The 26,865-nt window shown below is 69.4% G+C and carries 22 protein-coding genes and 1 pseudogene; 8 read left to right on the top strand and 15 right to left on the bottom strand.

Translation table 11 applies throughout. The annotated features are described in order from the left end of the window. Positions 1-69: 69 nt before the first annotated feature. A complete protein-coding gene (gene topA / locus AC1DRO_RS15225) occupies positions 70-2,808 on the bottom strand; it encodes a type I DNA topoisomerase (protein ID WP_476951459.1) in 2,739 nt (912 codons plus the stop codon). A gap of 215 nt (positions 2,809-3,023) precedes the next feature. Continuing rightward, a complete protein-coding gene (locus AC1DRO_RS15220; RefSeq protein ID WP_476951458.1) occupies positions 3,024-3,722 on the bottom strand; it encodes an ArsR/SmtB family transcription factor in 699 nt (232 codons plus the stop codon). Between the two features lie 79 nt (positions 3,723-3,801). On the opposite strand from AC1DRO_RS15220, the pseudogene AC1DRO_RS15215 reads away from it, so the two are divergent. Beyond that, a pseudogene (locus AC1DRO_RS15215) lies at positions 3,802-5,064 on the top strand (MFS transporter); the annotation flags it as partial. A 114-nt stretch (positions 5,065-5,178) separates the two neighbouring features. On the opposite strand, the gene AC1DRO_RS15210 reads toward AC1DRO_RS15215, so the two are convergent. Both AC1DRO_RS15210 and AC1DRO_RS15205 read right to left on the bottom strand, forming a co-directional pair. Further along, the gene (locus tag AC1DRO_RS15210; protein ID WP_476951457.1) at positions 5,179-6,858 is read right to left on the bottom strand and encodes a DUF7059 domain-containing protein; all 1,680 of its coding nucleotides are present in this window, start codon (positions 6,856-6,858) and stop codon (positions 5,179-5,181) included. Positions 6,859-6,949: 91 nt separating this feature from the next. Continuing rightward, positions 6,950-7,729, bottom strand: coding sequence for a MerR family transcriptional regulator (locus tag AC1DRO_RS15205; protein WP_476951456.1), 780 nt, complete (start codon positions 7,727-7,729; stop codon positions 6,950-6,952). Between the two features lie 210 nt (positions 7,730-7,939). Between AC1DRO_RS15205 and AC1DRO_RS15200 the strand changes: the two genes are divergently transcribed. Together AC1DRO_RS15200 and AC1DRO_RS15195 are read left to right on the top strand one after the other, a co-directional pair. Further along, complete coding sequence (locus AC1DRO_RS15200; protein ID WP_476943140.1) at positions 7,940-8,398, top strand: hypothetical protein; 459 nt, start codon at positions 7,940-7,942, stop codon at positions 8,396-8,398. A gap of 110 nt (positions 8,399-8,508) precedes the next feature. Further along, the gene (locus AC1DRO_RS15195) at positions 8,509-9,054 is read left to right on the top strand and encodes a DUF6023 family protein (RefSeq protein ID WP_476951455.1); all 546 of its coding nucleotides are present in this window, start codon (positions 8,509-8,511) and stop codon (positions 9,052-9,054) included. A gap of 35 nt (positions 9,055-9,089) precedes the next feature. On the opposite strand, the gene trhO is transcribed toward AC1DRO_RS15195, so the two are convergent. Beyond that, on the bottom strand, positions 9,090-9,983 hold the full coding sequence (trhO, locus tag AC1DRO_RS15190; protein WP_028277710.1) for an oxygen-dependent tRNA uridine(34) hydroxylase TrhO: 894 nt from the start codon (positions 9,981-9,983) through the stop codon (positions 9,090-9,092). A gap of 117 nt (positions 9,984-10,100) precedes the next feature. Here trhO and AC1DRO_RS15185 point away from each other — a divergent pair, with 117 nt between their 5' ends. Then, the gene (locus AC1DRO_RS15185; protein WP_243182137.1) at positions 10,101-10,793 is read left to right on the top strand and encodes a GNAT family N-acetyltransferase; all 693 of its coding nucleotides are present in this window, start codon (positions 10,101-10,103) and stop codon (positions 10,791-10,793) included. Positions 10,794-10,972: 179 nt separating this feature from the next. Then, positions 10,973-13,399, top strand: a complete 2,427-nt coding sequence (locus tag AC1DRO_RS15180; protein ID WP_476951454.1) for a DEAD/DEAH box helicase — start codon at positions 10,973-10,975, stop codon at positions 13,397-13,399. A 155-nt stretch (positions 13,400-13,554) separates the two neighbouring features. Here the strand turns inward: AC1DRO_RS15180 and AC1DRO_RS15175 are convergent, their stop codons facing one another. The 7 genes from AC1DRO_RS15175 to ssd form a co-directional block, all read right to left on the bottom strand. Beyond that, entirely contained in the window at positions 13,555-14,019 is a 465-nt protein-coding gene (locus AC1DRO_RS15175; RefSeq protein ID WP_476951594.1) for an Rv3654c family TadE-like protein, read from the bottom strand. Next, entirely contained in the window at positions 14,019-14,489 is a 471-nt protein-coding gene (locus tag AC1DRO_RS15170; RefSeq protein WP_476951453.1) for a TadE family type IV pilus minor pilin, read from the bottom strand. Before AC1DRO_RS15170 ends, AC1DRO_RS15175 begins: the two co-directional genes overlap by 1 nt. Beyond that, on the bottom strand, positions 14,486-14,812 hold the full coding sequence (locus AC1DRO_RS15165) for a DUF4244 domain-containing protein (RefSeq protein WP_439954156.1): 327 nt from the start codon (positions 14,810-14,812) through the stop codon (positions 14,486-14,488). The genes AC1DRO_RS15170 and AC1DRO_RS15165 overlap by 4 nt, the downstream gene beginning before the upstream one ends. A gap of 151 nt (positions 14,813-14,963) precedes the next feature. Then, the gene (locus tag AC1DRO_RS15160; RefSeq protein WP_476951452.1) at positions 14,964-15,575 is read right to left on the bottom strand and encodes a type II secretion system F family protein; all 612 of its coding nucleotides are present in this window, start codon (positions 15,573-15,575) and stop codon (positions 14,964-14,966) included. A gap of 16 nt (positions 15,576-15,591) precedes the next feature. Next, positions 15,592-16,326, bottom strand: a complete 735-nt coding sequence (locus tag AC1DRO_RS15155; protein WP_476951451.1) for a hypothetical protein — start codon at positions 16,324-16,326, stop codon at positions 15,592-15,594. Positions 16,327-16,487: 161 nt separating this feature from the next. Then, positions 16,488-17,828 (bottom strand): TadA family conjugal transfer-associated ATPase, encoded by a 1,341-nt coding sequence (locus tag AC1DRO_RS15150; protein ID WP_476951450.1) that lies wholly within the window; start codon positions 17,826-17,828, stop codon positions 16,488-16,490. Next, the gene (gene ssd / locus AC1DRO_RS15145) at positions 17,825-18,934 is read right to left on the bottom strand and encodes a septum site-determining protein Ssd (RefSeq protein WP_476951449.1); all 1,110 of its coding nucleotides are present in this window, start codon (positions 18,932-18,934) and stop codon (positions 17,825-17,827) included. The genes AC1DRO_RS15150 and ssd overlap by 4 nt, the downstream gene beginning before the upstream one ends. 134 nt (positions 18,935-19,068) lie before the next feature. Between ssd and AC1DRO_RS15140 the strand changes: the two genes are divergently transcribed. Then, on the top strand, positions 19,069-20,811 hold the full coding sequence (locus AC1DRO_RS15140) for a bifunctional 3'-5' exonuclease/DNA polymerase (RefSeq protein WP_476951448.1): 1,743 nt from the start codon (positions 19,069-19,071) through the stop codon (positions 20,809-20,811). Between the two features lie 143 nt (positions 20,812-20,954). Next, positions 20,955-21,215 (top strand): YegP family protein, encoded by a 261-nt coding sequence (locus AC1DRO_RS15135; RefSeq protein WP_052355126.1) that lies wholly within the window; start codon positions 20,955-20,957, stop codon positions 21,213-21,215. Between the two features lie 85 nt (positions 21,216-21,300). Here AC1DRO_RS15135 and AC1DRO_RS15130 read toward each other — a convergent pair whose 3' ends face one another. The 3 genes from AC1DRO_RS15130 to AC1DRO_RS15120 form a co-directional block, all read right to left on the bottom strand. Next, on the bottom strand, positions 21,301-21,981 hold the full coding sequence (locus tag AC1DRO_RS15130; RefSeq protein WP_079555481.1) for an NUDIX hydrolase: 681 nt from the start codon (positions 21,979-21,981) through the stop codon (positions 21,301-21,303). Beyond that, positions 21,978-22,748 carry an endonuclease III gene (nth, locus tag AC1DRO_RS15125; protein WP_476951593.1) on the bottom strand — a complete coding sequence of 257 codons (771 nt, stop codon included), beginning with the start codon at positions 22,746-22,748 and terminating at the stop codon, positions 21,978-21,980. Before nth ends, AC1DRO_RS15130 begins: the two co-directional genes overlap by 4 nt. A 96-nt stretch (positions 22,749-22,844) precedes the next feature. Beyond that, a complete protein-coding gene (locus AC1DRO_RS15120) occupies positions 22,845-24,305 on the bottom strand; it encodes a hypothetical protein (protein WP_476951447.1) in 1,461 nt (486 codons plus the stop codon). Positions 24,306-24,736: 431 nt separating this feature from the next. On the opposite strand from AC1DRO_RS15120, the gene acs reads away from it, so the two are divergent. Then, positions 24,737-26,767: an acetate--CoA ligase gene (gene acs, locus AC1DRO_RS15115; protein WP_476951446.1), complete on the top strand. Its 2,031-nt coding sequence runs from the start codon at positions 24,737-24,739 to the stop codon at positions 26,765-26,767. Positions 26,768-26,865: the final 98 nt, after the last annotated feature.

Raw genomic sequence — 26,865 nt, 5'->3', positions numbered from 1 at the left:
CCGGAAACCTGCGGATTCGCCGGTAATTTCCGGCGAATCGGCGGGTTTCCGGCGATTTCGGCGTGCTGCCTACTTCTTGGCCGGGGCCTTCCGCGCGGGCGCCTTCCGGGCCGTCGTCGTGCGCTTGACCGGGCCCTTGGCCCGTTTCTCCGCGAGGAGTTCGACGGCGCGTTCCCGGGTCAGCTCCTCGATCGAGGTGGTGCGCGGCACGGTGATGTTGGTGATGCCGTCGGTGATGTACGGGCCGAACCGGCCTTCCTTCACCACGATGTTCTTCTCCGAGACCGGGTCCGGTCCGAATTCGGCCAGCGGCGGCACGGCGGCACGGGCGCCGCGCTGCTTGGGCTGCGAGTAGATCTCCAGCGCCGCCTCGAGGGTGATCGTGAAGATCTCCTCTTCGGAGCCGATGGAGCGGGAGTCCGTGCCCTTTTTCAGGTACGGGCCGAACCGGCCGTTCTGCACCGTGATCGGGTTGCCGTCGGCGTCCTGGCCAAGCACGCGGGGCAGGCTCATGAGCTGCAGCGCCTCGTCCAGCGTGATGCTGTCGACGCTCATGGACGCGAACAGGGACCCGGTGCGCGGCTTGGCCTTAACGGGCTTCTTCGGCGGCTTGGGCTTGCCGTTCTTGTAATACTCAAGGGGCTGGTTGGCCACCTGTTCCTCGGTCATCTCCGGGATGATCTCGGTGACGTAGGCGCCGTAGCGGCCGTTCTTGGCCACGATCGTGTGCCCGGTGTGCGGGTCCGCGCCCAGGACGCGCTCCTCCGGGGCAGCGGTCTCCATGAGTTCAACGGCTTTGGCGGCCGTGAGCTCGTCCGGGGCCAGGTCCTCGGGGACGTTGGCGCGGGCCGCCTCAACCACCTCGCCGGTCTCGGGATCCACCGTCGCGGTGGAGCTTTCCAGGTACGGGCCGAACTTGCCGACCCGGAGGGTGATCGCGTCCGTGATGGGGATGGAGTTGATCTCGCGGGCATCGATCTCGCCGAGGTTGTTCACGATGCTCAGCAGGCCGGGCTCGGAGTCCTCACCGAAGTAGAAGTGCTTGAGCCACGCGGGTCCGGCCGCCTGGCCGTTGGCGATCTTGTCCAGGTCCGCTTCCATGTCGGCCGTGAACTCGTAGTCCACGTAGTCGTGGAAGTGCTGTTCGAGGAGCCGGATCACGGAGAACGCGATCCAGCTCGGGACCAGCGCAGAGCCCTGCTTCCGGACGTAGCCGCGGTCCTGGATCGTGGAGATGGTGGAGGCATAGGTCGACGGGCGGCCGATGCCCTTCTTTTCCAGCTCCGCAGTCAGCGAGGCTTCGGTGTAGCGCGGCGGCGGCGAGGTCTCGTGGCCGACGGCGACAATGTCGCTGGCAGTGAGCGCGTCGTCCTTGGCCACGTTGGGCAGCCGGCGTGCTTCCTCGGACTCGTCGTCGCCGCGGCTTTCGTCCTTGCCTTCTTCGTAGGCGGCGAGGAAGCCGGGGAAGGTGATGACGGTGCCCGACGCCGAGAATTCGGCGTCGCGGCGGTCGGCCGGGTCGCCAACGGTGACGGCGCCGAGGCGGATCGTGGCGGTGGAGCCCTTGGCGTCAGCCATCTGCGAGGCGACCGTGCGCTTCCAGATGAGCTCGTACAGGCGGAATTCGTCACCGGAGAGCTGCTGGGCCACCTGGGCCGGGGTGCGGAAGGAGTCGCCGGCGGGACGGATGGCCTCGTGGGCTTCCTGCGCGTTCGCTGCCTTGCCGCTGTAGACCCGCGGCGACTGCGGCACGTACTCGGGGCCATACAGCTCGGAGGCCTGGCGCCGGGCGGCCGTGACGGCCTCGTTGCTCAGCGCGGACGAGTCCGTACGCATATAGGTGATGTAACCGTTTTCGTAGAGCCGCTGGGCCACCTGCATCGTGCTCTTCGAGGAGAACCGCAGTTTGCGGCCGGCCTCCTGCTGCAGGGTGGAGGTGGTGAACGGCGCTGCCGGGCGGCGGGTGTACGGCTTGGTGTCGACGGAGCGGACGCGGAAGTCGGCGTCCTGCAGCCCCGCCGCGAGCGAGGTGGCGAGTTCCTCGTTGAGGTGGACGGCGTTGCGGGAGGTGAGCTCGCCGTTGTCGTTGAAGTCCCGGCCGCTGGCGACCTTGGCACCGTCGACGGCGGCGAGTTTGGCCTTGAAGGAACCGGAACCGGCGCCGAACTGGCCGGTGAGGTCCCAGTAGGAGGCGGCCTTGAAGGCCATCCGCTCGCGTTCGCGGTCCACCACCATGCGGGTGACGACGGACTGCACGCGGCCGGCGGAGAGGCCGCGGGCCACCTTGCGCCACAGCACCGGGGAGATCTCATAGCCGTAGAGCCGGTCCAGGACGCGCCGGGTCTCCTGGGCGTCGACCAGGTCCTGGTCGACATCGCGCAGGTTGTCCATGGCCCGGTGGATGGCTTCCTTGGTGATTTCACCGAAGGTCATCCGGTAAACGGGAACCTTGGGCTTGAGCACTTCCAGCAGGTGCCACGCGATGGCCTCGCCCTCGCGGTCCCCATCGGTTGCGAGATAGAGAGCGTCGGCGTCTTTGAGCTGCGCCTTGAGCTCGGCGACCTTCTTTTTCTTGTCCGAGGACACCACGTAGTAGGGCTTGAAGTCGTTGTCGATGTCGACGGCGAACTTGCCCAGCGGGGTCTTCTTCAGTTCCGCGGGGAGCTCCGAGGGCTGCGGGAGGTCGCGGATGTGACCAATGGAGGCCTCCACTATGAAGCCTTCGCCGAGGTACTTGGCGATGGTCTTGCTCTTGGCGGGAGACTCCACAATCACGAGTTTCTTGCCGGTTTTGGCCTTGCTTGGCACGGTGCTCCTACAGAAAAAGGTGGCTCGGGCAGATGCGCCCATACCCGCCTAGTTCACCATATTTTGCAGAATCCCGCGCATCCGGCCGGAAATGACGGCCCGGCGGACGCGGCTTCCGGCCGCAATAAGGCCACGTGCCGGCCGGCCCCCGAGGGCGCCCCGGATGCGGTTCAGCGCCGTGCCCGCGACCGGTGCAGGCCTTCCCGGCGGCGGGCTCAGTCCTTGCCGGCGGCGGGCTTGACGGGGGCGGGCTTTGCGGCGGCGGGTTTGGCGGCCGCCGGGCCGCGGTCGTCCGGAATCATCGACCACATCGTTGCCATACGTTCGGCACCTTCGGGCAGGTGGTCCGGATCCTCGAGTTCGTAGTCCCGCAGCAGGTCGAAGATCCGCCGCGTCAGTTCGGCGCGCTGGTCCGGCGTCAGGTACAGCAGATTGCTGGCCAGCACCACCGAGGACGGCCCGTCGGCGGTGTCGCCGCTCTCGCGCCGGGCGTTGCGGGCCGTGGCGTAGGCACGGACCCGGCGGCGGTAGGCGTCGAGCTCGAGGTCCAGGACGGCGAGTTCGGGGCTGGCCACTCCCCCCAGCGAGTGGATGGTGAAATCTGTGCCGGCCGCCTGCCAGCGCCGCTCCCGGGCATCCCCCGCGGTGGCGGCGGGAATCACGATGCCCCACTTCTGCAGTGCCCGCAGGTGGTAGCTCATGGCACTGGGGGTCAGCCCGGTCTGCGCGGCAAGCTCGGTGGCCGTCCGGCTCACCTGCGTGGAATACAGTTCGGAAATGACCTCCAGCCGGGCGGCGTGGGCCAAGGCACGGATCGCCTTCGGGTCGGTGATTTCCACTTGCTTCTCCGGACGGTGCCGGCGCCTGGTGGCCGGCGGAGCCATTGACTCCGCCGGCGGGGTTTCTGCGTTCACTCCTCCAGTGTATCCAGCCCCGCCAAACTATGAAAGAAATGCTTGACATTTGTTTTGCCGCCGGACTAGTTTCCTTTTTATGAAACATACACTTCATAAATTGCCGGCACCCGCAACCGGCGTGCCGCCCCTGTGGCGCAACCGCGACTTCCTGATTGCCGGCACCGCCCGGTTCGTGGCGACGGCGGGGATGGGCGCCGTCGTCGTCAGCGTGATGCTGCATCTGCAGAACGCGGCCGCCGCCGGCGAAACTCCTGTCGCCGGGCCCTGGCTCGTGGCCGCGTACCTGCTGTGCTCAGCGCTGCCGCTGGTCCTCCTGGCCCCGTGGGCGGGCCGGCTCGCCGACACCATGGATTCGCGCACGCTGGCGACGGCGAGTTCGGCGGTCAGCGCCGCCGCCGTCGCCGGCATGGGGCTTGGCATGCAGTACCTGGAGAACTATCTGCCCGTGCTGTTTGCCATGACGTTCCTGCTCGACGCGGCCCAGTCCGTGGCCAGCCCCACCTGGCAGGCCCTTCTGCCGCGGATCGTCGGAGAGGACCGCACGCCCCGGGCCATGGGGACCATGCAGGCGACCCTCATGATCGCGGGGATGGCAGGTCCCGCCGCGGGCGGCCTGCTCAGCGGCTGGGGCGGGACCGGGCTGGTGTTCACCGTGGCCAGCGGCTGCTACGTCGCCATGGGGCTGGGCGCGCTGCTGATCCGCACCCGCCGCGGCACGGCGGCCGAACGTGCCGGCCAGGCGAAGCCCGCGCTGCTGGACGGGCTGCGCCTGATCCGCCGGGACAGCCTGGTCTGGGCCCTGGTGCTGGGGGCGATGTTCTTCATCGTCGTCGGCGAGGCCACCAACGTGCTCGAGGTGTTCCTGGCCCGCGACGAACTTGGCGCCACCGAAATCCAGTACGGCCTCCTGTCCGCAGCCTTCGGCCTCGGCATGGCGGCCGGGGCCGGGATGGCCGGCAGGATCAGGACGCCGCGGGTCCGGCTGCGCGTGCTGCTGGCCGCCATGACCGGAGCCTCGGCGTGCCTGGTTCTCACCGGGATGGTCCCGAGCGTGGAACTGCTTTTTGCGGCCTACACGGGGACGGGGGTGGCCTGCGGGGTGCTGAACGCCTGTTTCGGGGCCATCGCGATTCTGCGGATTCCGGAAAGCGGGCGTGGCCAGGCGATGGCGATTGTCGGCGGGATGACGCGTGCCGTCTCCATTGGCGCGCTGGCCCTGGGCGGCCTCCTGGGCGCCCTGGTGCCGGTCCGCGTCAGCTTCGTGCTCACCGGCGCCGTCGGCGCCCTGGTGGCCCTCGCCCTCACGGCGTACGTCCTGCCGCGGTTCGGCCGGGAGGACTCCGCCGCCAACACTCCTGCGGCGGCCAAGTCGGCGGCCGGGGCAGCGGCGGACGCGGCGTTGCCGGCCGGGGCCGCGGCGGAACCGCCGTTGGCGGGCGCGGCCGCGCCGCTATCAGGCAGGCAGCAGGAAGCCGTCGCGGACGAGGTTCCCGGCTTCCTCGAGCAGGCCGGCGCGGAACTCCGCGCTGTCAAACCCCTCGTAGCCGCCCAGCAGCGCCTCGAGGGCGCCGATGATCTGCCCGACGGACAGGTCGCCGTCGCACGCTGAGACCAGGCCCGCCAGTTCGGTACTGAGCAGGTTGGTGCGGCGCAGCCCGGCACCCTGCCGCAGCAGGATGACGCCGGGGTGTTCCGCACCGGGGCGCTGGTGCCGTTCTTCGGTGACGTCCTCCGCGACCAGCAGGTGGGCGGCGGCCAGATCATGGCCGGCCAGCCAGTCGGCACGCTCGACGGCGGCGCCCAGGTGTGGCCCTACCGGCTGTTCGATCGGGTAGGTGATCTCCTCGAAGCGAGACAGTACCCGCCCGGCGCCGTCGGCAGGCCTCCGCAGCCAGATCATTCCGAAGCCGATTCCGGTCACATTGCGCGAGGCGAAGTCGTCCAGGTAGGCCGCGTACGAGTCCTCGTAGAGCCGGCGGTCGCGGCTTTCCGAGGCGTCCTGCAGCCAGGTCTCGGCGTACTGTTCGGGGCCCACCTGCTCGCGCTGGATGAACCAGACGTCGGTGGCCGGGCCGGCCCATCCCTGGGGCCGGTCGGCCCAGCCGGCGCCGGCCGTGATCTCCCAGTTGCCGAGAAGCTGGGCCGTTCCGCCCGGGGCAAGGACCGAGGGCAGCGCATGGACCAGCGAGGATACAATCTCGTCCCCCGGCAGGCCGCCGTCGCGGTACGTGAACTGGTCCGTGGCGGTCTCGCCCAGGCTGCGGGGGGTGATGACGAAGGGCGGGTTGGAGACCACCAGTTCGAACTCCTGCCCCGCGACGGGGTCCAGCAGGGATCCGAGTCTCAGGCTGACGCGGGCGTCCAGGTCGGCCGGGTCCAGGTGCAGTTCGGCGGCGTTGAGCAGCAGGTTGAACCGGGTAAACGCCAAGGCGCGTTCGGAGATGTCCGTGGCGGTCACGTGCTCGGCGTGGTGCAGCAGGTGGAAGGTCTGGATGCCGCAGCCGGTGCCGAGGTCGAGGGCCCTGGCAACATGGCGGCGGGCGGTGACCTGGACCAGGGTGGTGGAGGCCTGCCCAATCCCCAGGACGTGGTCGTGACGAAGAACGCCGGCGCGCTGGTGGGCTGCGAGGTCGCTGGCCACCCAGAGGTCTGCTCCGCCGGCGCTGGTCCCGTCTTCCCCCACGGTCGGGTCCCAGCCGTACGGCCTGAGGTCCACCCTGGCCTGGACCAGGTCCCCGCCCGCAGGCTCCACGAGCCCAAGTTCCATTAGCCCCTTGGTACGGATGCCGGGGAGGGCGGCGTCGAGCGTCGCCGCGGGCTGCGGTTCAGACAGAAGCCAGAGACGCACGACGCCGGCGAGCGCCGCCGTTGCCGGCTCCCCGAGGGAACGCCCGGTGACGATCAGGGCCGGGATGAGCTGGTCCCGGCCCAGGGCCGAGTGCGCGGCCTCGCCGAGCAGCTCCGCAACCCCGTCCACGGTGTAGCCAATCGCACGCAGGTCCGAGGCCAGGGCCTCGAGCAGGCCGAGGAGGTCGCTGCGCGGAGCGTCCGGGGTGTTGCCGGCCGTGAACGGGGCTGCGGGAGCCTGCGTTGAACGAGAGGGTGCGGCGGGGCCTTGCGCTGAGGAAGTCACCGGACAAGTTTAGTCCGGTGGCCGGGCACGGGCGTGGGCCTGGGTTGGCCCCCGTCAGCGCCGGGGCTGGGGCTGGGGCGTGCGGGTCCGGCTAGAGCTCGTTCCCGGCATAGATCTTCAGCGCGTCCCGGACGAAGGCGGCGCCGTCGGCACCGCCGTAGTTGGCGGCGAACCTGGGATCGGCCACGTACATCTCGCCGAGCCCCGTCACGTACCCCTTGATGCCGCCACGTGCCGCCGAACTGCCGCCCGCTGCGGGTGACGCCGGTGTGCCGGGGATTCCCCTGAGCCATTCGACGTGGCGCCGGGCCGGGTCCTGCGCCTGCGCGCTGTCCGCCGGGACTCCCGACGCCGCAGCAGCCGTCCAGTCGGCACCGAGCTGCCGGGACTGTTCCGTCCAGGCAGCCTTCTCCCCGGCCCCCATGCTGCGCCACCAGGCGTCGGACTTTGCATAGGCGTCCTTGCCCCACCGCTGCTGGACTTCCTCCTGGTACTTGGTGTGGTCGAAACCGTCGAACATTTCCTCCGCCATGATCTTTCCGCCCGTTTGCAATGCCTCAATGGTGTGACGGACCGCGGCAATCTGCCGCCCCAGCCTGTCCTGTTCCTGCAGCAGCCACGCCAGGTGCCGGCCAAGTGCATGCTCCGCGTCCGCCTCGTTGCCGAGCACGTCCGCGATCGCCGGCAGCCCGAGCCCCAGGTCGCGCAGGAGCAGGATCCGCTGCAGACGGACCAGGGATTCCTGGCCGTAGTACCGGTAGCCGTTGTTGCCGGTGCGGCTCGGCCTGAGCAGGCCAATGTCGTCGTAGTGACGCAAAGTCCGGCCGGTGGTGCCGGCCAACTTCGCGATCTGCTGAACGGACCAGTCCATGCCGCCACCCTTCTCCTTCTGCTCCTTGGGGGCCCGCGTTCCCTGGACCTCCGCTGTGACCGTGCCGACCGGCCGCTGCCGGCCATCGCTTCCGGCCGTCGCTTCGACTCTAAACTTTGACGCGTCGTCAAAGTCAAGGGCCCGCAGGGAGAGGGTGTCCGGGACGTCGGCGCGGCCGGCGGGGAGCCTGCGAGACGGTAAGTTTGAGGCATGGTTTTCCCTTCCTCCCACGTCCCGGCTGCCCGTCTGGCCCGGCGGACGCTCAGCGGCGTGGCCGCCGCCGTCGTCGTACTGGCTGCAGCGGCATGTTCCCCGGCCGGTTCGATTGAGGGCGCCGATGTCCCGGCGTGGCAGGCCACCGCGCTGCCCTCCGCCCCGGGAACAGTGCTGGAGGATGCCGGCAAAATCCTGAACCGGGATCCGATCGTCCGGACCGCGTCCGGCGTGCCTGCCGGCACCTACACCTTGACCATGACCTGCGACGGCGGCGGGAAGGCGTTCTTCGCCGTCAGCCTGGACGGCAGCCAGCTCGCCGAAGCCGGAGCCGCCTGCAACGGCAGCCGCGAAACCGCCCGCATCAAGGTGCCCGCCGCGGGCAAGGTCACGCTCAGCACGTCCAGTGTGGATGCCCCGCTTCTCTACGCGTACCACCTGGCGTCGTCCGAGTAGCACCCGCCGCAGCCCGGTCCGCGGCGACCTGCCCGGCGCCCCTTAAAGGCCTGTCCGACCCGGACCTTTGGCCTCTGGCGTTTGATTCCGGGCCGCCCTAATCTCAAAGTATGCCAACTGTGCCGGCGAGCAAGGTGCCGCGACGGCGCACCCCGGCGGCCGCCGTGGTGCTTTCAGTTGCGGTATTTCTCGGCACGGTCCTGTCCGGTTGCGCCTATGAATACAGCGCCGACCACTGGGACGATGAATCGACCTCGGCTGCCGCCCCGCCGACCACTGACGCCGCCCTGCCCCAGGACCCCCATCTCAACGAGCCGGTGACGGGCGAGGAACTGGATAACTGGGTCCACACCGTACTGCCCGACGCCGAGGGACAGGTCTTCCAGACGGGTTTTGGGACGCTGGAGGCCGACGAGGAGCGCAAAGAGACCACAGCCCAGCTGCCCAAGGGTACTTACGCCCTGACCCTCGCCTGCCGGAGCACCCGCCGCGTGTCCTTTTCCATCGAGAACGGTGAAAACGAACTCGTGGACCTGAGTCTCCGGTGCGGGACGTCCAGGGTGAACGTGGTGCAACTGGCCGCAGAGGCGTCGCTCTCCATCAATGTGGATGCGAACGCACCGGCAAACTTTGCGTACCGGGTGAGCCGCATCTGAGGGTTCCCCGCCGGCCAAATGTCCCGGTTCGTGCCTCAGGCGGCACAGCCCTCGGGGCACCGCAGGGTGTCAGGGCTCGCGGCGCACCCGGCGCAATAGAGCGTCAGGGTCCGGCAGGACGGATTCGAGCAGTTTTCGAACTTGCTCGTAGGTGCCGAGCAGCGGACGCACTCGCCGATCGTCTTGGCATCCCCGCTGAACTCAACGTGCATGCGCTTGTCGAACACATACAGGGAGCCCTCCCACAGGCCCTGGTCCTTGAAGGCCTCGCCGTAGCGGACAATGCCGCCGTCGAGCTGGTAGACCTCCTTGAACCCGCGGTTCACCATGAGGCTCGACAGCACCTCGCAGCGGATGCCGCCGGTGCAGTAGGTGACAACCGGCTTGTCCTTGAGGGCGTCGTATTTGCCGGAGTCGAGTTCCTTGATGAAGTCGTGGGTGGTGGCGACATCGGGAACGACGGCGTCCTTGAACTTGCCGATCTGGGCCTCGAACCCGTTCCGGCCGTCGAAGAACACGACTTCGTCGCCCTGTTGCTTCTTGGCTTCAATGAGTTCGTGGAGTTCCTCGGGTTTGAGGTGGGTTCCGCCGCCCACCACTCCGCCGGCGTCGACTTTGAGTTCGCCCGGGGCGCCGAAGGAAACGATTTCGTCCCGCACCTTAACGCTGAGCCGCGGGAAGTCCGCCGCGCCGCCATCGGACCACTTCACGTCGATGCCCTGGAAGCCCTTGTACTCGCGCGTGGTTTTGACGTACTGCTTCACGGCGTTCAGTTCTCCGCCGACCGTGGCGTTGATGCCGTCCTTGGAAAGGATGATGCGGCCGGTTAGTCCGAGTTTTTCGCACAGGGCGCGCTGCCAGAGCCGGACGGCGTCCGGGTCAGGCAGGGGGGTGAAACCGTAAAAGAGCACAATCCTGTTCAAAGCCACGCTTTTAAGGGTACTTGCTGGGGCGGACGGCCGGGCGACAGTCACAATTGGATAAGCAAGCGGCTTCCCCCGACCCGGCCCCTGTTGCTTGTGGCACTGCTGGAATACGCTCATCACATGAGTCTTGACGCCATGGTTGAAGACACCACTCACCTGCTGGAAATCTGGGTTGCCGGATGGGCCGGCTGCCGCGGATATGAGACGCGCAGGGAGGGCAGGTTCCCCGCGGCCTTTCGCGGTGACACCACCCACGAATGGGAGTACTTCGCCTACGATCCGTCCGACGCGGAGTTCGAGGCGCTGGCGGCAAAGACGGCCGAAGCGCCGGCCCGGGTCCTCACCATCCTCACCAACGATGCGGCCCGATACACCATGCTGGGGCAGCGGAACGGGCTGCATGTCACCTCGGCCTCCCAAACCATGATGATCGTGGACATGGAGACCCAGGATTCGGAGGACCCCTGGCTTTCGGACGACGACCTCAAGCTCGAGACGTCGCGGACCGACGGCGTCCACCACGCGGTGGTCAGCGCCGGCGAGGACGTCGCCGCGAGCGGACGCGTGTTTGTGGTGGGGCATACCGCCATCTTCGACAACATCGTGACGTCAGAGGCCTACCAGCGGCGGGGGCTGGGCAGCTTCATCATGAAGGCCCTGGCAGCCCAGGCGTTTGAACACGACGTCGACTCCGGGCTGTTGCTCGCCTCGCTGGACGGCCAAAAACTCTATTCGCACCTCGGCTGGCGCGAGGTGTGCCACGTCCTGATGTTGTCGACGTCCGACGAAGGGGCCGACCTGTCCGTGGGCTGAGGCACCGCGAGCGTCTGCATTCCGGGGGCGTGCGCCCGGGGCAAAATGTGTGCCGGGCGGTAGCCAGCCGCGCTGAAGCCGCCGCGCCTGCCGGACTGCGCGCCTGGCTGCGCGCCGGGTTGGGGGCCGGGCTGGGGGCGGGGCGGGGGCGATTTGAGGGCGGATGAAAGAATATGTGAGTGAACCCGCATGAGTCCTTGATTCCGTTGCTGGGCCGAGGTCCGGACCCGGAACAGCTGCGTCATGTGCGGACGATCCCCGCCCGCCAGGCCGTCAATGCGCCGTGGCCGCAGTGGTCCCACCCCGATCTCGTGGCAGCCTACGGTTCCCTCGGCATCCACGAGCCCTACCTTCACCAGGTCCGGGCCGCCGAACTGGCCCACGGCGGAGAGAACGTGGTCATCGCCACCGGCACCGCGTCCGGCAAGTCCCTGGCGTATCAGCTGCCGGCCCTGGACGCGATCCACCGTTCCGAGCTCAGGGTCCTGTCCGATCCCGGGAAAATCCACGACGACGGGGCTGTGACCCTCTACCTGTCCCCGACCAAGGCGCTCGCCGCCGACCAGTTGGCAGCGATCCGGGCACTCAAGCTCCCCACAGTCCGGGCCGAAACCTACGACGGCGACACCGATCCCGCGTCCCGGCGCTGGATCCGGGACCACGCGAACTTCATCCTCGCCAACCCGGACATGCTGCACTTCGGCATTCTCCCGAACCATGCCTGGTGGGCCAGGTTCTTCCGGCGCCTCCGCTACGTGATCGTGGACGAAGCCCACAGCTACCGCGGCGTCTTCGGCTCGCATGTGGCAAACCTCATGCGCCGGCTGCGTCGGATCTGTGCCTACTACAGCCCGGGCGGCTCGCATCCCGGACCGGTGTTCATCGCGGCGTCCGCCACGGCGTCTGAACCCGGCCAGTCCTTCGGCCGGCTGATCGGCGCACCCGTGCAGGCCGTTTCCGAAGACAGCTCGCCCCACGGGTCCACCACGGTGGCGTTTTGGGAGCCGGCACTGACCGAACTCCGGGGCGAAAACGGCGCCAAGGAGCGCCGGACGGCAGTCGCCGAGACCGCCGATCTGCTGGCCAACCTGGTGTCCTCCCGGACCAGGACCATTGCGTTCATCAAGTCCAGGCGCGGGGCAGAGTCGATTTCCTCCATCGCCAAACGCCTCCTCGACGAGGTGGATCCCAGCCTGCCGCAGCGTGTGGCCGCGTACCGCTCGGGCTACCTGCCGGAGGAGCGGCGGGCCCTGGAAAAGGCGCTGCGCTCCGGTGAACTGTTGGGCGTCTCGAGCACGTCCGCGCTGGAGCTGGGCATTGACATTTCCGGTCTCGATGCAGTCCTGGTCGCAGGCTGGCCGGGCACCCGCGCGTCGTTGTTCCAGCAGATCGGCCGCGCGGGCCGCGCTGGCCAGGACGCGATCGCGGCCTTCGTGGCCAGCGACGACCCGCTGGACACTTACTTGGTGAACCACCCCGAGGCGATTTTCGACGTGTCGGTGGAGGCCACGGTCTTCGATCCCTCCAATCCATACGTTCTGGGCCCGCACCTGTGCGCCGCCGCCGCGGAACTGCCCCTCGGGTTCGCCGAACTGGAGCTCTTCGGTGCCACCGCGGAGAAGCTGCTGGACCGCCTGGTCCTGCAGGGATACCTGCGCAAACGGCCGGCAGGATGGTTTTGGACCCATCCGCAAAATGCCGCAGCCATGGTGAACCTCCGGGCCGACGGCGGAGGTCCGGTGAGCATAGTGGACGCGGAGACGGGCTCCTTGCTCGGCACCATGGATTCGCCGCAGACCCATTACCAGGCCCATACAGGAGCCATCTATGTCCACCAGGGCGACAGCTACGTGGTCGAAGACCTGAATGAGGACGACCACTGTGTGGTGGTGCGGCGGGCGAACCCGGACTACTACACGACCGCCCGGGACGTGACCCAGATCGAGGTCCTCGAAACGCAACGCACCACCCAATGGGGCGATGTGGCCGTGCATTTCGGCGATGTGAAAGTGACAACCCAGGTGGTCTCCTTCCAGCGCAAGGCGTTAATTTCGAACGAGATCCTCGGCGAAGAACCCTTGGAATTGGGCGCCAGGGACCTGTTTACCAAGGCGGTCTGGTTTGTCGTGGACAACCGCTCGCTGACCGGCGCGGGGCTGATCGAGGCACAGTTCCCCGGAGCGCTGCACGCTGCCGAGCACGCGGCCATCGGTCTCCTTCCGCTGGTGGCCTCCAGCGACCGCTGGGACATCGGCGGAGTGTCCACGGCCATCCACGCCGACACCGGAGTGCCCACCATCTTTGTCTACGACGGCCATCCCGGCGGGGCCGGCTTCGCCGAACGCGGCTACGACAAGGCGAGGTTGTGGCTGACCGCCACGCGCGACGCCATCAAGGCCTGCGAATGCGAGTCCGGCTGCCCCTCCTGCGTCCAGTCACCCAAGTGCGGCAACAAGAACAACCCGCTCGACAAGGACGCTGCCGTCACACTGATCGATGTGCTGCTCCAAGACGCCACCGAACTCATGCATGCCGGCAATCCCGGCACAACGGCCGCCGCGGCCGGGACCCCGGACGATCAGCCCGCCCAGCCGCTCCGCGCCTGACCACGTCTCAGCGGCCGGTTCGTGGGCGGCGGCCGTCAGGTTCGTGGGCGGGGCGGCAGGGCTGCACGTTCGTGCGAGCCGGGCGGCGCCAGGGCTGCACGCCAGGCCGCAGACGGATGCGCGGCTTCTGGCGACCGCCGGAGTTGGTGCATCTTTCACGGTGCTGGCCCGTTCCCGGCCGCAGGGGGCGGTCCGGCCCTGGCCAGTCCCGTGGCCGCCCCGAGGAACGGTCCGGCGCTGAACTCGGTGCGCACCTGAACGGTGTCGTCCGGTCCTTCGGCACAGGCAGCCAGTGTGGCGTTGTTCTTCAGCGCGACCTCTCGAGCCACAGCGCAGGGCTTGCCGGACGTGATGCCCCGCGCGGCATCCGCCGCAGCCAGCGCTGCCAGATCGGCGGCCGCCGCAGCCCTCGATGCCGCAACGGCCGATTCGGCCAAAAGCAGCAGCAGGGCCAACGCCATGATGACCACCAGCCCGAGTCCAAGGGCCAGGACGGTCCCCGATCCCAGCTCAAAAGACGTACACCGGTGCTGGGCGTGGGCGGGATCGGGGCTCCGGGGTCGCGGCCCGCGGGCCCGGGCACGGACAGGTGCAGGTGCAGGTGCAGGTGCAGGCGACATCATGTGCCGCCCCGCCATAGGGAACGGGAGACGCCTTTCAGTCCGGGCTCGTCCAGGCCGGGCCGTTGTGCCGCGCCGGGGGCCTCCGCACGCGCCCACGCGCTGGCGCTGAGGGCCCAGGGAACCAGGGAGCCAACGGCCCCGGGGACACGGCAGGAAACGGTGACCCGGTGCCACTCGCCGTCATGCGTCACCTCGGAGTCCGCCGTGTCGCCGGCGAGACGGCGGACAATCTCACCGACTTCGCCGGCCGCGGCTCCCCTCGCCACCGCCCGGGCACCGCCGCGGGCCGCTTCCTCAACGCGGAGCTGCATCACACCGGCCGCCGAACCCGCGAGCAGCACGGAGAGCAGGAGGACGACCGAGGGCAGTGCGACGGCGAACTCAGCCGTGACGGCTCCGCGGCACTCCGCCGTCGGCGGCGGGTCCACCCGGCCGCCGCTCCCCCGGGCGCGCCAGAGTCCGTTCATGGCAACGTGAGCGCCGTCCGGATGAGGTTCAGGAGGAACCCGCGGACCTCATCGCTGCGCATGATGAACACGAGGACCCCGGCGAAGCCCACGGCGGCCAGGGTTGCGATGGCATATTCAGCGGTAGCCATTCCCGCCTGCGAGGCCGGCGGCCCTGTACGTCCCCGCGGTTGAACGGGAACAACCGAGCTGGCGCCGGGGTAGATCTCATAGACCTCCGCAACGCCGCCCTCCCCTGCTTCAATGCGACGTGCAGCGGGAGTGTCCTGATTTGTTGACATCTGCTTTCCTTCCACGGGACACCGGCGTGATCGCCGGCTGATTCGACTCTCCCGGCTTGCACGTCGCGCCATAAGCCCCGATGGCAGCTAAGTGGAAAACGTGCCCGAAGATGCCGTCGTGGCGGCCTGTGGAGGAGAAGTCTCTGGCCCTTTCCGGGCGGCCAACGAACCGGTGATCCGCGGGCTGCCGGCATCACGTCGGAAGCAGCCCCAGAAGCACGGGCACGACGCCGAGGCAGACGAAAGCCGGCAGGGAGCACAGGCCCAGCGGCACCACGAGCTTCACCCCCAGCGCGGCCGCGCGCTGCTCGGCGGCCCTGTTGCGTTCGCGGCGAAGCCGGGCCGCCTGCGCATAGAGGAGCGCTGAGGAGGGGGCGCCGGTAAGCGCGGCGAAGGAAAGAGCGTCGTGCAGGGCCTGAAGTTGGGGCGCCCGGGCGCCGGAGCTGCGCCATGCCGTGGCCCAGTCCGCACCGATTGCGAGGGCTGACACAACCGGCCGAAGCTGCCGCCCGAGTTCCGGTGGCATGAGGGCGGCCACGAGGTCGAGGGACCGGCCAAGTCCGGCTCCCGCATCCAGCATGGCGCCGATCAGTTCCAGCATCATGGCGGTGTCCCGCAGGCCCGGGAGGCCGTGACGTCCGTGCCGGCCGGCGTCCTGGACCGTCGGGCGCCGGGCGGCCCCGCCAGCAGGCGCCCGAAGCTGGCGCCGGAGCCGCCGGCGGACACGGGCCGGACGGGCGAGGGCGACTGCGGCTGCCCCGGCAAGGCTCGCTGCCATCACGAATCCGGCAAGTTCGGGCCTCACGGCGACGACCGCGGCGTCACGTTGGTGCTTCCGCCGCGGCGCGGACGAGCCTTGTGGACCACAACCGGCCGACGGCGGTCAGCGCCACGCCCGCGCCCAACGCCGACAGGCCCCAAGGATTTCCCAGCAGTGTCGCTACCGGGTCCACGCCGAGCAACAGGCCGAGACCCAGGCCCGACAGGGGCAGCCAGGTCAGCAGACGAACGGTTGCGCGGGGCCCCGCCAAGGCCGTCTGCCGCGCCGCCTCGGCGTCGTCCTCCGTTTCAAGGTGGGCGGCAAAGCGCGCGAGGACATCGGCCAGGGGGCAACCGCTGGCTTCAGCAGTGTCAAAACATGCGGCGAGCTCGCCCCACACGCGCACGTCGCGGCGGGCCCGGATGCCGACGGCACCCCTGGTGACCGTGATGACGGCGCCCGCACCGGCGGAAACCGCGGAGACCTCGCGCCGGATGGCCGCGGCCACCGAGGACCCGCGCCGGGCGGCGGCACGCGCGGCTGCGAGGATCCTGCGGGACTCCGGGCCGAGGACCGTTCCGGCTCCGTTTGCGCTGCGGGGCTGGCCGGCGCTGTGAACTGCCGCCTGGGCCGCCGGCCCGTCCCGCGCGGCGTCACCACCGTACAGGGCCCACAGTTCATCCCACAGCCGGGCGGGGATGCGCCCTCCCTTCAACAGCGCGGCCAACTGCTGGACCAGGACTGTCATGGGGACGGCCCCGGCATCGGCGGATCCACCGCCGTGCCAACGGGTCATGCCCCCGACGGCTCGTCCTGGGCGGGATCCCGGCGACCCGTAGGCCGCGGGAGCTCGCGTGCCCGCGGCGTGCAAGGCCCTGCGGGTACGATGGCCGGCCGCGCGCGGGGTGGGAAAGGCCAGCCACACGGCCAGGACCAAAACGACGAGGAGGAAGACCGTCATCGCCGCGTCCAGGGCTGGAGGGATTCGCGGCCGGAACCCGGCGGCCGTCCTTCCAGCGGGGCCGCCTGCAGTCCGGAGGGGTCCGCCCCGGCCAACCCGGGATCCAGGCCGAGACGGCGCGCCAGCAGCGGCCAGGCTCCGCCGAAGCGGAGCTGGCCCTGTTGGATCTCCAGTGCGGCGGCGACTACCAGGCCCGAGTCTTGGACCTCCATGATTCCAACGCTCGCCACCTGGCGGCCCGATTCGGTCCGCTCGACGTGCACGACGACGTCGATCGCGCTGGCGACCTGCAGCCGTACAGCCTCCTGGCCCATGCCGGCGAGCGCGCCGAGGGCCGCCAGTCGGGCAGGCACAGCCGCCGCATCATTGGCGTGGATGGTCCCGCCGCCTCCGGTGTGTCCGGTGTTCATCGCCGAGAGCAGCTCGCGGACCTCGGCGCCGCGGCATTCGCCCACCACCAGCCGGTCCGGCCGCATCCTGAGGGCCTGGCGGACCAGTTCGCCCAAGTCGACGGCGCCACCTCCTTCCAGGTTTCCGTGCCGGGATTCCAGCGAGACGACGTGCGGGTGGACAGGATTCAGTTCTGCGGCGTCCTCAATCAGGACGAGTCTCTCCCCGGGGTGGCACAATCCCAGCAGCGTCGCCAGTAACGTGGTCTTCCCCGAACCGGTGGCCCCGCTGATGAGGAAGCTCAGCCTGGCCGCCACCATGCGTTCGAGCACGGACTGGACCAGGCTCCCGGGCGTCCCGGCCCCGAACATGCCGGCGCGCTTCAGCTCGGGCATGGAGAAGACCGCGGCCCGGCGGATCCGCACGCTCAGGAGCGTCCCGGCCGTGGAAATGGGCGGCAGCACCGCGTGCACCCGGTAGCCGCCGTCGAGCCGGACATCGACGCACGGCGAACCGTCATCCAGGCGGCGGCCACCGGCCGCCACCAGCCTCGCGGCGAGGGCCCGGATCTGCGGTTCCCCGGAAAAGACGACCGGAGCCTTTTCCAGACCGCGGCCGCGGTCCAACCAGACCGAGTCCGGCCCGTTGACAAAGATGTCTGTCACGGCGGGATCACGGGTGAGCGGTTGCAGGGGGCCCAGGCCGTTCAATTCCGCGCTGATGCTCTCCACTGCGGCCAGGGCGCCTGCCGTGCCGAGCAGCCGCCCGCTCGCCTGGACCGCAGCCGCGACCCTTGAGGGGGTCACCGGGGAGGCATCGGCCATGACGGACTCGCGCACGGACTCCAGCAGCGTCTGGTCGAGAAGTCCCTGCGAGCGGCGGCGGCCCGGTGCCCGCCGGGCCGGACGTTCCGGTCCGGCCGGTTCTTCAGCCGCGTGGGCACTCATGAGTCGTCTCCGCCGTTCAGCTCAAGGAGTCCGGCCGCGAACCGGCGGACGGCGCGGTGCCGGCCGGTTTCGAGAAGGCGGCCGAGTTCCGTTGCCCCGGCCAGATCCTTGATGTCCGGCATGATGCCCTGAAGGACAAGCCCCACGGAGCCGGCGATCAGCGGCGCATCCAAGGCGGCGCCGCGACTGGCCCGGACCACGAGCGCGGTGTCCACGGGTGGAAGCTCCTGCAGCAGCCAGGCCGTGGCGACGGCGGCCCGGAGCCGGGCGGGCGCCACGACGATGATCCGGTCGCATTCGCCGGCGAAGGCCCGCAAAGCATCCCGTTCCCGGCCGATATCCAGCACCACCAATTCGCAGCCGCGGCGCGCGGCGTCAAGAACCGCGGCCACGGTGGTGGCGTCCACCCCGGCGGCTTTGTCACGGGTTCCCGGCCACGACAGGAAGGAGAATCCACCGGCGACCGGCAGCGACTCCTCCAGCTGGGCGGGGTCGATACTGCCGCTCACCCCGGCCAGATCCGGCCAGCGGAGCCCGTGGGTTTCCTCGGCGGCCAGCGCCAGTTCCAGGCCCCCGCCCCGGGGGTCGCCGTCGATCAGCAGAACCCGGATCCCGGCCCCGGCGGCGGCCTGCGCGATCCAGATGGCGGCGGTCGTGGCCCCGGCACCGCCGCAGCCGCCGGTGAGACCCAGCACCAGTCCGCCGGCTTCCGGGGCGCGGGACCGGCTCAGGTATTCCGCCAGCCAGGCGGCCGCGTCCGGCAACACCGCGACGCGTTCGGCCCCGATGGCGGCGGCCAGATGCCATAACCCTTCTCCGTCACCTTCGAGGCCGAGCATCACGGCAGGGGTCCTCCGCCGGGACGGCAACCCGCGGATGTCGCTGCCCACCAACACGGCGGCCGCGGCGTCCCAGAACGGCGCGGCCTCGGCAACGTCCTGCACCGTCCGCAGCTGGCCCCCGGCTGCTGCGACGATGCGTTCCACCTCGCTGCGCAGCACATCGGCGCCGGTTACCAGCAGGATTTCCGCGGAATCCCCGGGGGTCCAGGGCTCATGCGCCCGCGGTGGCGGTGAGCCTGGACCATGGTGCTGGTGCCTGTTCATGCTGCCACTGTGCCCGGGCCGGGACCGCAACGGAACCGCCGTCGTGGGCTATGTGAACAAGTCCGGCGTCTTTCCTGCACCGCGGCCGGGGACCGAGCACGGACCACGTCCCGGAGCAGGGCAGAATTGATCCTATGTATCTGCTGCTCGCTGCCCACGCCGACGGCGCGGCACTGCAGCACCTCACGGCCGATGGCGCCCCCGAACCCTCCAATCCGGAACCCCGCGTGGTCAGGCCCGGCGACCTCGCCGGATTAGTGCGCGAGCTTGAGGAACGGCACCCGCGCTGGATCTGGCACCGTACGCAGGACTGGTATCCCGCGTTGCTGCGCGCCGGGGTGGAACTCGAGCGCTGCTACGACCTCACCTTGTGCGGTTCGATCCTGGCCCACTCGGAGTTCACCGCCCACACCGGCTACGCGCAGGCGGCGGAGAAGCTGACCCAGGACGACGAGCTGCACCAGCCATCGCGGGGACTGCAGCCTCCTGCCCCGCCGCCGGAACAGGGGGCCCTGTTTGATGCCCCGGCCTCCGGCCACCGACCCGGCCAATCCCTTGAGGCTCTCCGGGCCGAGTACGCCGCGCAGCAGGAGGCCCTTCGCCAGGCGGGACCTGCGCCCGGAACCGCCTCCGGCACGGTCGTCGTCACTGACCCCGGCCGGCGCCAACGGCTCCAGCTGCTGCTCGCGGCCGAATCCGCCGGAGCCATGATCGCCGCCGAAATGCAGCACACCGGCGTCCCGTGGCGGGAGGAACTGCACGAGCAGATTCTCGCGGAGCACCTCGGACGTCGCCCGGCTCCCGGCCAGCGGCCGGCCAAACTCGAATCGCTCACGGCCGAACTGAGGCTGCTGCTGAAGTCGCCGGCGCTGAATCCGGACTCCCCGCAGGAGCTCATGCGCGCCCTGCACCGCAACGGCATCGAAGTGAAAACCACCCGCCAATGGGAGCTGAAAGAATCCAGCCACCCCGTGATCGTGCCGCTGCTGGCCTACAAGAAACTGGCCCGTCTCCACGCGGCAAACGGCTGGGCGTGGCTTGATACCTGGGTGAAGGACGGCAGGTTCCAGCCTGAGTACGTGGTGGGCGGCGTGGTCTCGGGCCGGTGGGCGTCGCGGGGCGGCGGGGCGCTGCAAATCCCGCGCCAGGTCCGCGGCGCGGTCCACGCCGATCCCGGCCACAAACTGATCGTTGCCGACGCCTCGCAGCTGGAACCGCGTGTGCTCGTGGCGCTGGCCCAGGATTCCAAAATGGCCGAGGCCGCCCGGGACAAGGACCTTTATGCCGGCATTGCCGCCCAAGGCTTCGGCGGCGACCGGGCGAAGGCGAAGGTGGCCCTCCTTGGGGCCATCTACGGGGCGACCACGGGCGAGTCCGGCCGGCTGATGCCCCAGCTGGCCCGCACCTACCCCCGCGCCGTGGGCTTCGTCGAACAGGCTGCCCGCGACGGCGAAGCCGGCAGGACCGTGACTTCGCGCCTAGGCCGGAGCAGCCCGCCGCCGTCGGAGCGCTGGCTGCAGAGCCAGCACTCCACCACCGCGGAAGAACAGCGCCGGGCGGACTCGATCGCACGCTCGCGCGGCCGCTTCACCCGGAACTTTGTGGTCCAGGGCTCGGCCGCTGACTGGGCGGCATGCTGGCTCGCGGAACTGCGACGGAGGCTTCGCGCCATACGGGCGGAAGGCGCAGCCGCCGGCGAACTGGTGTTCTTCCTCCACGACGAGGTGATGGTGCACTGCCCCGAAATCGCAGTCCCAGATTGCATCAAGGCGATCGAGGACTCCGCTACTGCCGCCAAGGAGCTTTTGTTCGGCCGGATTCCGGTCGAATTTCCGGTCAGCGTGGCCGTCGTGGACTCGTACGACAACGCCAAATGAACGACCGAAGTCACCGCCTGTAACGTACCCGTCGGTAGCGTTGTGTGCGCTCCGTCACCGGGCTACCCTCGGAAAGGCCGGCGAAATTCCCGTACGATCCGCCGGCTATTGCAACGACGCAAGGAAATTGGGGAGGCAGCGGTTTGGCTGGCATTTTTGAGATCGCGCAGGCTGGCGACAAGGCATATTTCTTCAGGCTGACGGCAGCGGATGGCACAGTAGTGGCCGTGTCCCCGCTCTTCAGCTCCATCAAGAGCGCGGCGGCGGGCATCAACGCCGTGCGCGAGAATGCCGCGACCGGCCTGGTTGTGGATCGTTCCGGTGCTCACCGGCGGGTCGCCACCAGCAGGTCGGGAGGACGGGCGATGGCTCCCTTGGCGGGCAGCCCGGTGGCTGCCGGCTAGGTGGCCGCAACCCCGTTGCTGCCGGGCAGGCAGCCCGGTGGCTGCCAGCGAGCGGACCGGCCGGCAGGTCGGCGCCGTGCCGGCTTCACACATCAATCCCGTAGAGCCGCGCGCGGTCCCAGGGCACGGCCCAGCCCAGCTGTTCAAAAAGCTGGTTCAGGATCATCCCGGTAAAACCCCACACCACGACGCCGTTGACGGTGAAGGCTGGGCTCTGGAATGTCTGGCCGGCCCGGCTGACCGTGGCCATCACCCTGTTGTCCGGGTCCAGCAGGTCCCTGACCGGGACCCGGAACACCTGCGCGGATTCACCGTAGTCGACCACCCGGACCGGCGACTGGGCAGCCCACCAGGCCAGGACCGGTGTCACCAGGAAATTGCCCCGGGGCAGGGCCAGTTCAGGCATTACGCCGAGTACGTCCACCCCCGCAGGGTTCAGGCCAGTCTCCTCCTCCGCCTCGCGGAGGGCCGCGTCCACCACGGACTCACCCGGATCGATGCCGCCGCCGGGAAACGCCACCTGCCCGGGATGGTCCTCCAGCGTTTGGGCCCGCTGCAGGAGCAGCACGTCCAAATCGGCCGGAGCCAGCAACTTCTCCGACACCGCGGGGACGTTGTCCAGCGCACCAAAGAGCATCAGCACCGCTGCCCTACGGACCCGCTCCCCGGGTTCGACGGCGAGTTCCCGCCACCGCGGATCCGGGGCCGGCGCCGTGCCCGCCTCCACCGCGGCAACGAGGTCGACGAGGTCCTGGCGCGCGGTCACGGCTGTTTCCTCTGCGATTCCATCCGGATTTCCGCGGCGCGGTGCGTCTCGGCCAGCAGCCGGGCCAACAGTTGTTCCTGGCCCGGGGCGAGTTCGTACTTCAGCAGTTTTTTTGCCTTCTCCGGGTCGGTTTCCCCCATGCCGTAGCTGGGGCACCAATTGGCCACCGCGCAGGCGCCGCACGCCGGCTTGCGGGAATGGCAGACGCGGCGGCCGTGAAAGACGACGCGGTGCGAGAGCATGGTCCAGTCCTTCGGCTCGAACAGCTCAGCGACGTCCGACTCGATCCGGACCGGATCATCCGACTCGGTCCAGCCTAAGCGCCGGGCCAGCCGGCCGAAGTGGGTGTCCACCGTGATGCCCGGAATGCCGAAGGCATTGCCCAGCACGACGTTCGCGGTTTTCCGCCCGACGCCGGGCAGCGTCACCAGGTCCGCGAGCCGGCCCGGCACCTCGCCGTCGTACTCGTCCACCAGCCGGGTGCACAGCGCCAGGAGATTTCTGGCCTTGGCGCGAAAGAAGCCGGTGGGCTTGATAATGGCCTCCAGCTCGGCCGGATCCGCCTCCGCCATCCGCCGCGCATCCGGGTAGCGCGCGAACAGCAGGGGCGTGATCTGGTTGACCAGCACGTCCGTGGTCTGCGCGGACAGCACGGTGGCTATCACGAGTTCGAACGGCGTGCGGAAGTCCAGCTCCGCGTGGGCGTAGGGGTACTGCTCCGCGAGTTCCCGGTTGATCCGGCGCGCGCGGCGCTTGAGCGCCAGCATTGACTCCCCCGACGCCCGCGGCGCACCCGGCTTGGCGCTCCCCGGGATCGGGGTGCCGGGTACCGCGCTGCCGGATTCCGTGGTCACGGCGGCGGACTAACCGCGTTCGATGTTGCTGAGGTCCCGCAAAACGCCGAGCCGGCCGTCGGTGTGCTGGACCAGGAACTCGTTGCCGCGGTCCTCCAGGGCAAGGACCCAGCCGCCGGGTTCAATGACGAACGCCGGGGCACCGGTGCGCACATCGACGGCGGTGCGGGGCTGCGCGACGGCGAACCAGAAGGCCTCGTGCACGGGGTGGACATCGTCCTCCGCGGGCCGGCTGGCGGGATCAACGGTCGCGCCGATGGGTTCCTGCGGCCGGGCCTGTTCCTGCGGCCGGACCTGGGGGTTGACTGTAGTGGGGGCACTGCCGCCGGTGGCGGCCGGCACGCCGGCGGCCTGGGTCTGTTCCGCGGCGGGAGCGGACTGTGCAGCGGCACCAGCGGCAGCGGCACCAGCGGCGGCACCGGCACCGGCACCGGCGGCAGGGACGCCGGCGGTCCGGGTCTTGTCCGCGGCGGGCGGAGCAGACTCCGGAGCCGGGGCCTGCGTCGGGGCCGTCGATGAATCCGTAGATGCCGGCGCAGCCGCGCCGGCGGCCGGCACAACGCCCGAGATCTGGGTCTCCGGTGCACCGGCCGCAGCGCTGGGGGCTGCCGCGGACGCCGCACCCGCCGAAGATGCCCCGCCAGGGGTCCCGGCAGGTGTGGTTGCCGCCGGCGTGGCCGCCTGGCTGCCGGTGGCCGGACGCTTGGCCCACCCCGCGGCCGCGCCGGAAGCAGCCTCCCCGGAATTGACCGGGCCGGACGCAACCGGGCCGGATGCGGCCGCCAGAGAGCCGCCCGCCCCGGCTGCACCCGCACCCGCAGCGTCCTTGGTCAATTTGGATTCCTTCGGTTGCTTCGGTTGCTTCGGCGCCTTCGGTGCCCGGGGCTTTCGCACCGGGACAACAGCTTCGCGGGCAACCACGTGGGCAGACGCGTCCTCCCGGCCCAGGAAGTCGCCGGCAAAGAACGGGATCCAGCGGCCCAGCACCGTGGCGGCGAAGAGCCCCAAAGCGCCCAGGAGCGCGATCAACATGCTCGGCACGAACGCCCCGGCGGCGGCGAGGAAAAAGAAGGCCAGCGTGAAGGACGCTACAACGGACGCGAACTGGTCGATCGACAGGGATCCGATCCGGATCTTGGTCGACGGGCTGAGGCGGCGGGCCACAAACAACGCGGTGACAATGAGCGGCAGAACGATGCCCAGGCCCAGGAAGAAGAGGCTGCCCAGGTTCCAGAGGTTATAGGCGAAGGCAAACATCGGAATCAGTGAGGCGATGAAAAGAAGCAGCGTGGAGCCGAAAACGGTGAGGTCACGGATGGTGAACGGGCCGAGGACGGCTTCGTTCTTCTTCCCGGTCTTTTTGTCCACCGTGAAGCGTGGCGCGTCCCCGAACCCGGCGGGCCCCGGCTGCGCCGTTCCACCCTGGTTCTGGGCGGGCGCCCGGAGCTGCCCGTTGTCTTGCTCGTTCATTCCGTATCTCCTTAGCATGGCGGCACCCTGGACAGCGCCGTCTAACGGCAGGCAAGGACAGGACCGCAAGCGGTCCGGTCGCCTCCATCGGATGTCACAACTTCATCTCAGCCTAGCCAAGTGAATGGCCGATCACTAGCTGACAAGCCGAGGGCGGACGCAGCAGAATTCCCCAGATTTCCGAATCCCGGACGCTTGCCCCGGCCCGCCGTCCGGCGCCCGGGACAGACCACTCGGCGCTTAACGAACACCGCTCACGGAGCTGTTTGTGACGGGGCGCACGTTTGGTCGGACCCAAGTATTAGTGTTGATGCCAGACAGCGCTAGCGGCACTGCCGCCGTCTGCCGCCGCCCGACGTCGCGCAAGCGGCCCGGCGCGACGGTGACGGGCACGGCCGCGCAGCCCGGATCGATGAATGATGAGGTTCACCATGTCCCAGCAGACACCCGGCTCCATGGCCACGCAGATGCCCCAGGGCGATGCCTTCGAAAACCTGTCGCAGGAGAACCGCCGTTTCGCGCCGTCCGCCGAGTTCGCCGCGAACGCAGTGGTCACCGCCGCCGATTACGCCGAGGCCGACGCCGACCGTCCCGCCTTCTGGGCGAAGCAGGCCCGGGAGCTGCTGAGCTGGTCCAGGGACTTCACCCAGGCGCTGGACTGGTCCGACCCGCCGTTCGCTAAGTGGTTCGTCGGCGGCGAGGTCAACGCGGCCTACAACGCCCTGGACCGGCACGTCGAGGCCGGCAACGGGGACCGGGTGGCCATCTACTTCGAGGGCGAGCCCGGCGACACCCGCACCTATACCTACGCGCAACTGACCGAGGAGGTGAAGAAGGCCGCGAACGCGTTCGAGTCCCTCGGCGTGGCCAAGGGCGACCGGGTGGCCGTGTACCTGCCCATGATTCCCGAGGCCGTCATCACCCTGCTGGCCTGCGCCCGGATCGGCGCGATCCACTCCGTGGTCTTCGGCGGCTTCTCCGCCGAAGCCCTGCGCTCCCGGATCGACGACGCCGAGGCCAAGCTCGTGGTCACGGCCGACGGCACGTACCGCCGCGGCAAGCCCAGCGCGCTCAAGCCCGCCGTCGACGACGCGTTGTCCCACGAGGGTGACGGCACCGGACACACCGTGCAGAACGTCGTGGTGGTCAAGCGCAACGGCCAGGCCGTGGACTGGCACGAGGGCCGGGACCACTGGTGGGCGGACACCGTCGGCGCCGCGTCCGCCGAGCATACCGCCGTCGGGCACGACTCCGAACACCCGCTCTTCATCCTTTACACCTCCGGCACGACGGGCAAGCCCAAGGGCATCCTGCACACCACCGGCGGCTACCTCACCCAGGGCGCCTACACGCACAAGGCGGTCTTTGACCTCCACCCGGAGACCGACGTCTACTGGTGCACCGCCGACGTCGGCTGGATCACCGGGCATTCCTATGTCGCCTATGCCCCGCTGATCAACGGCGCCACCCAGGTCATGTATGAGGGCACCCCGGATTCCCCGCACCAGGGCCGCTGGTGGGAAATCGTGGAGAAGTACAAGGTCTCCATCCTCTACACCGCCCCCACCGCGATCCGCACCTTCATGAAGTGGGGCAAGGACATCCCGGCCAAGTCCGACCTCTCCTCGATCCGGGTCCTCGGTTCCGTCGGCGAACCCATCAACCCCGAAGCCTGGATGTGGTACCGCGAGGTCATCGGCGCCAACGCCGGCAAGAACGGCGAACGCAAGCAGAACCCCGCGCCGATCGTGGACACCTGGTGGCAGACCGAGACCGGGGCGCAGATGATCGCCCCGCTGCCCGGCGTCACGGCCACCAAGCCCGGCTCGGCCCAGGTCGCGCTGCCGGGCATCGCCGYGGACGTCGTGGACGAACTCGGCGAATCCGTACCCAACGGCCACGGCGGCTTCCTGGTGATCCGYGAACCGTGGCCTGCGATGCTGCGCGGGATCTGGGGCGACCCGGAGCGGTTCAAGGAAACGTACTGGTCCCGCTTCGAAACCATGTACTTCGCCGGCGACGGCGCCAAGAAGGACGAGGACGGCGACTTCTGGCTGCTGGGCCGGGTCGATGACGTGATGAATATTTCCGGCCACCGCCTCTCCACCGCCGAAATCGAGTCCGCCCTCGTCTCCCACCCCGCGGTCGCGGAAGCCGCCGTCGTCGGAGCCGCGGACGAGACCACCGGCCAGGCCGTCGTCGCCTTCGTAATCCTCCGCGCCGACGCCACGGACTCCGGCGACGCGACCGTCCAGGAACTCCGCAACCACGTGGCCAGGGAAATCGGCCCGATCGCCAAGCCCAAGATCATCCTCGTGGTCCCGGAACTGCCCAAAACCCGGTCCGGCAAAATCATGCGCCGCCTGCTCAAGGACGTCGCCGAAGGCCGCGAAGTTGGCGACGCGACCACCCTGGCAGACAACACGGTCATGGCCCAGATCGCCCAGTCACTGAAGAAATAGCCGGCTCGTTCCGATAGGGGTTCGTCGGCAGTGTTTGACTGGCCTGTTTGTCCGGCGGCGGCGCCGCCCACCGTGGTGGGCCGCGCCGCCGTCGTCGT

It is taken from the genome of Arthrobacter sp. P4_F11, from assembly GCF_056401395.1.
This window is presented reverse-complemented; position numbering and strand designations above follow the sequence as displayed.

What these genes read in the sequence shown, in the direction of transcription:
- AC1DRO_RS15205 (WP_476951456.1), bottom strand. Translation starts at nt 7,729, where the DNA reads ATGGACTGGTCCGTTCAGCAGATCGCGAAGTTGGCCGGCACCACCGGC.
- AC1DRO_RS15200 (WP_476943140.1), top strand. Translation starts at nt 7,940, where the DNA reads ATGGTTTTCCCTTCCTCCCACGTCCCGGCTGCCCGTCTGGCCCGGCGG.
- AC1DRO_RS15195 (WP_476951455.1), top strand. Translation starts at nt 8,509, where the DNA reads ATGCCAACTGTGCCGGCGAGCAAGGTGCCGCGACGGCGCACCCCGGCG.
- AC1DRO_RS15185 (WP_243182137.1), top strand. Translation starts at nt 10,101, where the DNA reads ATGAGTCTTGACGCCATGGTTGAAGACACCACTCACCTGCTGGAAATC.
- AC1DRO_RS15175 (WP_476951594.1), bottom strand. Translation starts at nt 14,019, where the DNA reads ATGTCGCCTGCACCTGCACCTGCACCTGCACCTGTCCGTGCCCGGGCC.
- AC1DRO_RS15170 (WP_476951453.1), bottom strand. Translation starts at nt 14,489, where the DNA reads ATGAACGGACTCTGGCGCGCCCGGGGGAGCGGCGGCCGGGTGGACCCG.
- AC1DRO_RS15155 (WP_476951451.1), bottom strand. Translation starts at nt 16,326, where the DNA reads ATGACCCGTTGGCACGGCGGTGGATCCGCCGATGCCGGGGCCGTCCCC.
- AC1DRO_RS15150 (WP_476951450.1), bottom strand. Translation starts at nt 17,828, where the DNA reads ATGAGTGCCCACGCGGCTGAAGAACCGGCCGGACCGGAACGTCCGGCC.
- ssd (WP_476951449.1), bottom strand. Translation starts at nt 18,934, where the DNA reads ATGAACAGGCACCAGCACCATGGTCCAGGCTCACCGCCACCGCGGGCG.
- AC1DRO_RS15140 (WP_476951448.1), top strand. Translation starts at nt 19,069, where the DNA reads ATGTATCTGCTGCTCGCTGCCCACGCCGACGGCGCGGCACTGCAGCAC.
- nth (WP_476951593.1), bottom strand. Translation starts at nt 22,748, where the DNA reads ATGCTGGCGCTCAAGCGCCGCGCGCGCCGGATCAACCGGGAACTCGCG.
- AC1DRO_RS15120 (WP_476951447.1), bottom strand. Translation starts at nt 24,305, where the DNA reads ATGAACGAGCAAGACAACGGGCAGCTCCGGGCGCCCGCCCAGAACCAG.